The 5558-nt window shown below is 74.8% G+C and carries 6 protein-coding genes; 3 read left to right on the top strand and 3 right to left on the bottom strand.

Going from position 1 to position 5558, the window contains the following annotated elements; all coding sequences use genetic code 11:
• Positions 1–148: 148 nt before the first annotated feature.
• From BEP24_RS15685 to BEP24_RS15695, 3 genes are all read right to left on the bottom strand, one after another.
• The gene (locus BEP24_RS15685) at positions 149–985 is read right to left on the bottom strand and encodes an exodeoxyribonuclease III (RefSeq protein ID WP_065965014.1); all 837 of its coding nucleotides are present in this window, start codon (positions 983–985) and stop codon (positions 149–151) included.
• 54 nt (positions 986–1039) lie between these two features.
• The gene (locus BEP24_RS15690; RefSeq protein ID WP_139266497.1) at positions 1040–2380 is read right to left on the bottom strand and encodes a M23 family metallopeptidase; all 1341 of its coding nucleotides are present in this window, start codon (positions 2378–2380) and stop codon (positions 1040–1042) included.
• Between the two features lie 72 nt (positions 2381–2452).
• Positions 2453–4147, bottom strand: coding sequence for a hypothetical protein (locus tag BEP24_RS15695; protein ID WP_065965021.1), 1695 nt, complete (start codon positions 4145–4147; stop codon positions 2453–2455).
• A gap of 96 nt (positions 4148–4243) precedes the next feature.
• On the opposite strand from BEP24_RS15695, the gene pyrE reads away from it, so the two are divergent.
• The 3 genes from pyrE to BEP24_RS15710 form a co-directional block, all read left to right on the top strand.
• Positions 4244–4795 carry an orotate phosphoribosyltransferase gene (gene pyrE, locus BEP24_RS15700; protein ID WP_065965026.1) on the top strand — a complete coding sequence of 184 codons (552 nt, stop codon included), beginning with the start codon at positions 4244–4246 and terminating at the stop codon, positions 4793–4795.
• A 255-nt stretch (positions 4796–5050) separates the two neighbouring features.
• Positions 5051–5263, top strand: a complete 213-nt coding sequence (locus BEP24_RS15705; protein ID WP_065965028.1) for a hypothetical protein — start codon at positions 5051–5053, stop codon at positions 5261–5263.
• The coding region (locus tag BEP24_RS15710) for a hypothetical protein (RefSeq protein ID WP_141693493.1) at positions 5233–5558 on the top strand (326 nt) is incomplete at its 3' end. The genes BEP24_RS15705 and BEP24_RS15710, both read left to right, overlap by 31 nt.

A 5558-nucleotide genomic window follows, 5' to 3' on the forward strand; every position in this document is an offset into this window, starting at 1 on the left:
GACCTCGAGACCGCGCTCGACGACGACCGCCCGATGATCTTCTGACGCCGGCCGCCGGTCGCCGGGCGCGCCGGCCCGACCGAGCGCCGCGGCCGACGGGCGCGGCGGGCGCGCCGGGCCCGCCGAGCGCGGCGACCGGCGGCCGGCGTCAGAAGATCATCGGGCGGTCGTCGTCGAGCGCGGTCTCGAGGTCGAGGTCCACGACGACCGGCACGTGGTCGCTCGGGGCGTCGCCCTTGCGCTCGTCGCGGTGGATCGACGCGTCCGTCACGACGTCGGCGAACGCCTCCGACCCCATCACGAAGTCGATGCGCATGCCCTCGTTGCGGGGGAAGCGCAGCGACTTGTAGTCCCAGTACGTGTAGCCCACGGGCACGATGGGCCGGACGACGTCCTGCAGGCCGCGCTCCTCGAAGGCACGGAACGCGGCACGCTCCGGCTCGCTCACGTGCGTGGCGCCCTCGAACACGCGCACGTCCCACACGTCACGGTCGAACGGAGCGACGTTCCAGTCGCCCATCAGCGCGAGCTTCAGCGACGGGTCCGCCGTGAGCCACTCGGTCGTGCGGTCGGCCAGCTGGGCGAGCCAGTCGAGCTTGTACGTGTAGTGCGGGTCGCCGAGCTCCCGGCCGTTCGGCACGTAGAGGCTCCAGAGCCGGACGTCCTCGACCGTGACACCGATCGCGCGGGCCTCGACGGGGAGGTCTGGCCCCTCGTGGCCCTTGAGGAAGCCGGGCTGGCCGGGGAAGTCGCGGGTGACGTCCTCCATCGGCAGACGGCTCGCGAAGGCCACGCCGTTCCACTGGTTCAGGCCGTGCGCCTCGACCTGGTACCCGGCCGCCTCGAACGCCTCGACCGGGAACTGCTCCGGCTTGCACTTGATCTCCTGCATGCCGAGGACGTCGACGTCCTCGCGGACCAACCAGTCGACGATCCTGCCCACTCGGGTGCGGACGGAGTTGACGTTCCAGGTCGCGACGCGCATGGGATCGAACCTACCGGTGCCGACGTGACGGCAGCCGAGCCGGCGAGCTGCGGGCTAGAAGCGGACGCCCCGTGCCGCCATGAACGGCGCCGGGTCGGTCGTGGCGCCGCCGATGTGGACCTCGTAGTGCAGGTGGCACCCCGTGGAGTTGCCCGTCGAGCCGACGAGGGCGATGAGCTGCCCGGCCGAGACCTGCTGGCCCTTCGCGACGCGGAACCCGCCGTCGACGATGTGCCCGTAGGCGGTCTGGAGGCCGCCACCGTGGTTGATGCGGACGTAGTTGCCGTACCCGCCGTACCGACCGACGTAGTCGACCGTGCCGGCCGACGCCGCGACGATCGCCGTCGAGCAGCCGCTCGTCAGGTCGAGGCCGTCGTGCTTCGTGACGTTGCCGGTGATCGGGTGCACGCGGTAGCCGTACGGGCTGATGACGTAGCCGCCGGCCGGGCGGACCCAGCCGTTGCCGGACCCGGAGCCCACGGCACCGCCGCCGCCCCCGGTGGACGGAGCCGGGGCGCCGCCCCCACCGCCGGGGCGGTTCGCCGCCGCCGCTGCCTGCTGCTCGAGCACGCGCTGTCGCGCCGCCGCGGCCTCGCGCGCCGCCTGCTCGGCGGCCGCCTTGCGCTCGGCCTCGCCCTTGGCGAACTCCTCTTCCGTGCGCACCCGGCCGGAGACCAGCGTCGCGAGCTGGGCGTCGAGCCGGGCCTTGTTGTCCTGCTGCTCGGTGTAGGCGGTCTGCACCCGGTCCGCCGCGGCCTGGGCAGCCTGCATGCGCCGTTCGGCCTCGGCCGCGAGCTCGTCGAGTGCCGCGGAGGCACGGTCGGCCTGGGCCGTCAGGGAACGGGCGACCGCTGCGTCGGCGGTGGCCGCTGCCTCGACCCGGTCGGCCTGCTCGGAGAGCTTGCTCAGCGCGCCGAGGTCGTACAGCAGGTCGCGGGTGCTCTCGCCCTCGGCCAGGACCGACGCCGTGACGTCGGCACCGCCGTGGCGTGCCATCTGCGCGGCGAACTGGCCGGCCTGGGCAGCGCTCTGCTCGGCGGTCTTCGTGTGCTCGTCGGCGTCGGCGCGGAGCTTCTGTTCCTTGGCGGCGGCTTCCTGCGCCTTGCTCTGGGCGTCGTAGAAGTCGTCACCGAGGCGCTCGGCCTCGGCCTCGGCCGCGGCGACCTCGGACTCGAGGCCGGACAGGATCCCCTGGATCTGGGTGATCTGCTCCTGCTTCTGGCTCTCCTGGCCGCGGGCCGCGAGGACGTCGGCCCACGAGGGGTACGTCGCGGCGCTGGCGTTCGGCGCGTCCAGCACCACCGACGCGAACAGACCGGTCAGGGCCAGGGCGGTGGCGGCGAGACGGATGCGCACGGTGGAACGCGGGGAGCGGTGGCTTGTGGGACGAGTCACGGAGTCGAGCCTATACATCCGTTCAGGCATCCCGCGGCGGTGGCGCGCCGCTGTGGACAACTCCGTGCGGTGTCAGAACCCGCGGTCGCGCCGGATCCGGTCGGCGCTGCCCACCACGTCGCGCTGCAGGACGGCCGCGCCCGCGGTGCCCGCGTAGTCGTAGACGTCGAACCCGTCGCAGTGCGTGATCGCCGCCGGACGGCCGAGCGAGTCCTCGACGGCCGTGGTCCAGACGTCGTTCGCCCCGATCACCACGAAGGTCGGCCGGGCGTCCCGGTAGGCCCCGAGGTCGACCAGCCACGGGTACGTCTCGAAGGTGTCGCGGACCTGCAGGAGCTCGACGTCCGACGAGGCGTACGCGGCGAGCGGGCGCACCGTCCAGAACTGTCCGACCCCGGTCACCCGTCGGCCGTCGGCCCACCGGTCGAGGCAGGCCGCGGGTGCGTACCGCGCGTGGGCCACGGCGGACAGCGTCCCGGGTGCGGTCGCGATCCCGGCGACCAGGACGACCGCGCCCGCGACCGCGAGGGCGGTCCGCACCCCGCGACGTGGCTGGTGCACCCGGGTCGACCGGACCGCCGAGCGGGTGAGCTCGGCGACCGCCACGAGGGCGAGCAGCGGCGCGGTGACGACGGGCTCGAGGTACCGCGGCGTCGACGACCCGGCGACGACCACGCCGACCGACACCGCGACGACGGTCACGAGCGGCAGCGCGGTCGCGACGAGGACGGTCCGGCTCGTGCGTGCCCGCCACGCCCAGACGGTGCCGCCCGCGGCGAGCAGCACCCCGACGAACAGCAGCAGCAGCCCGGCGTCCCCGGAGGCCGACCCGGCGCGGTCGTCGGTCAGCGCCGCGAAGAACGACACCGTCGTGCCCGCCCGGTCGGGGTGCACGTAGGTCGACGGGTCGAGCGACACGAACGGCCGGAGCGGCACCCGGAGCAGGTACCCGACGACCGCGCCGACGGCCAGGGCGGCGGCGACGCCGACCACCGGACGCCAGGGGAGTCGCCGTGCGAGCGCGAGGAGGACCAGGGTCACGACGACCGGACCGGCCGACCACGGCACGTACAGCGGGTTCGACGCCGTGGTGCACGCCGCGAGCACGACGAGGACCACGAGCACCGTCGTCGACGCGCGCCCGGTCCGGACCGCCCGGAGCACGAGCACCGCGGTGCCGAGCATCGCCAGCAGGGCCCCGTAGTAGTACGTGGTCGTGAGCAGCAGCGAGGCCAGCTCGAGCGAGTTCGCGGTGGCCGACGACTCGGTGAGCACGAGCAGCGTCACGAACCCGAGCGCCACCGCCGAGACCGCGATCCGCGCCGACCGCCGGGCCGCCGGCATGAGCTCGTTCGCCGCCGCGCGCACGAGGGCGTACACGGCGAGCAGGACGAGGACGCCGTTCAGGGCCAGCGCCTGCTGCGGCGTCGCCGTGACGAGGGAGCAGAGCAGGTAGACCGGCAGCTCGGGGAAGAAGAACAGCGCCGGGGACATCGCCCACTCGAACGGCTGCCCGAGGCGGATCGACCGCTCGACGAGCGGCAGCAGGACGGAGTCGCCGTCGTACCAGAGCAGGGCGACCCGCTCGGTGGCCACGAGGTGGCGCAGGGCGATGACGGACAGGGCCAGCGCGACCAGCGCGCCCAGTGCCTCCCGGCCGACCGTCGACCAGACCGGGCGGGACGGCCGGCGGACCGGTGGCGCCGCCAGCGCACCCGGCGCCGGGGACGGCGTCCCGTCGCTGGTTCCGGGCGCGACGTGGGGCATGCTGCGGAGCGTACCGAGGGTGCCGGGGCGCCACCTGCGGGCGCGGGGAGCGGCCGACGGGCGCGATCCGGGGGTGACCGACTACCCTTGTGGGCTGTGACCGACGCGCGCGAACAGCTGATCCAGCACATCTCGGACGATGCCGTGTTCCACGGCGACTTCACGCTGACCAGCGGGAAGCAGGCCTCGTACTACATCGACCTCCGCAAGGTGAGCCTCGACCACCGCGTCGCACCGCTCATCGGCCAGGTCATGACGGACCTGCTGCAGCAGGTCCCCGACGTCGACGCGGTCGGTGGGCTCACCATGGGTGCCGACCCGATCGCGAGCGCGGTCCTGCACCAGGCCGCCGCCCGCGGGCTGTCCTACGACGCGTTCGTCGTCCGCAAGGAGCCGAAGGACCACGGTCGCGGCCGCCAGGTCGAGGGCCCGGACGTGCGCGGCAAGCGCGTCGTCGTGCTCGAGGACACCTCGACCACCGGTGGGTCGCCGCTCAAGGCCGCCGAGGCGCTCGAGCGCGAGGGCGCGGTCATCGCCGCGGTCGCGGTCGTCGTCGACCGGGACACCGGGGCGAAGGAGCGGATCGAGGCTGCGGGGTACCCGTACTTCGCGGCGATCGGGTTGGCCGACCTGGGGCTGAGCGCGTGACCGGGGAGCGTCCGGACGACGCGCGCGAGACCGACGGTACGGCCGGCCCGGCAGACGGGGTGGACGGACGGGAGGCCCGCCCCGCGCCCGCCTCGGACGCTCCGTTCACGGGTCTCCGCAGTGCCGCCGACATCTTCGGTGCGCCGCGGACGGCCGACGAGTGGCCCTCGCGCCGCGAGCGGCGCGAGGCCGAGCGCGCGGCCCGCGAGACCGGGGCGCCGCTGCCGGAGCCGTTCGCGGCCGACGCCGCTTCCGGTGCCGGTGCCGGTGCCGGCACCGCTGACGCTGCGCCTGCTGCGCCTGCTGCGCCTGCTGCGCCTGCTGAGCCTGCTGCGCCTGCTGCGCCTGCTGCGCCTGCTGCGCCTGCTGCGCCTGCCGCAGGTGCCGCCCGCGCGGGTGCCGAGCCGCTGGACGCCGGCGCGACGCAGGCGATCCCCATGGGTGCCGAGCTCCGCGAACCCTCGGTGAACCCGCAGGCGAGCATCGAGCACGAGCGCGCGACGCTCAGCGACCGGATCCCGCCGGCAGCGCCCGTCCCGCCGACCGGGGGCGCGCAGCACCCGTCGTCGATCGCCCTGCCGACCGCGATGACGCACCGCGACCAGCGCGCCGCCGACAACCGGGCCGTCGAGGACGAGCGACGCCGCGCCGACCCGTTCGGCCAGGGCCGCACCGACGTCGACTGGCTCGGCCGGGCCACCGGCCCCGGGCCCACGGCCGCCGCCTGCGCATGGCGTCCGCGAAGCCGTCCCGCCGCAGGTAC

It is taken from the genome of Curtobacterium sp. UCD-KPL2560 (assembly GCF_001705035.1).
Lineage (GTDB): Bacteria > Actinomycetota > Actinomycetes > Actinomycetales > Microbacteriaceae > Curtobacterium.

What these genes read in the sequence shown, in the direction of transcription:
- BEP24_RS15685 (WP_065965014.1), bottom strand. Translation starts at nt 985, where the DNA reads ATGCGCGTCGCGACCTGGAACGTCAACTCCGTCCGCACCCGAGTGGGC.
- BEP24_RS15695 (WP_065965021.1), bottom strand. Translation starts at nt 4,147, where the DNA reads ATGCCCCACGTCGCGCCCGGAACCAGCGACGGGACGCCGTCCCCGGCG.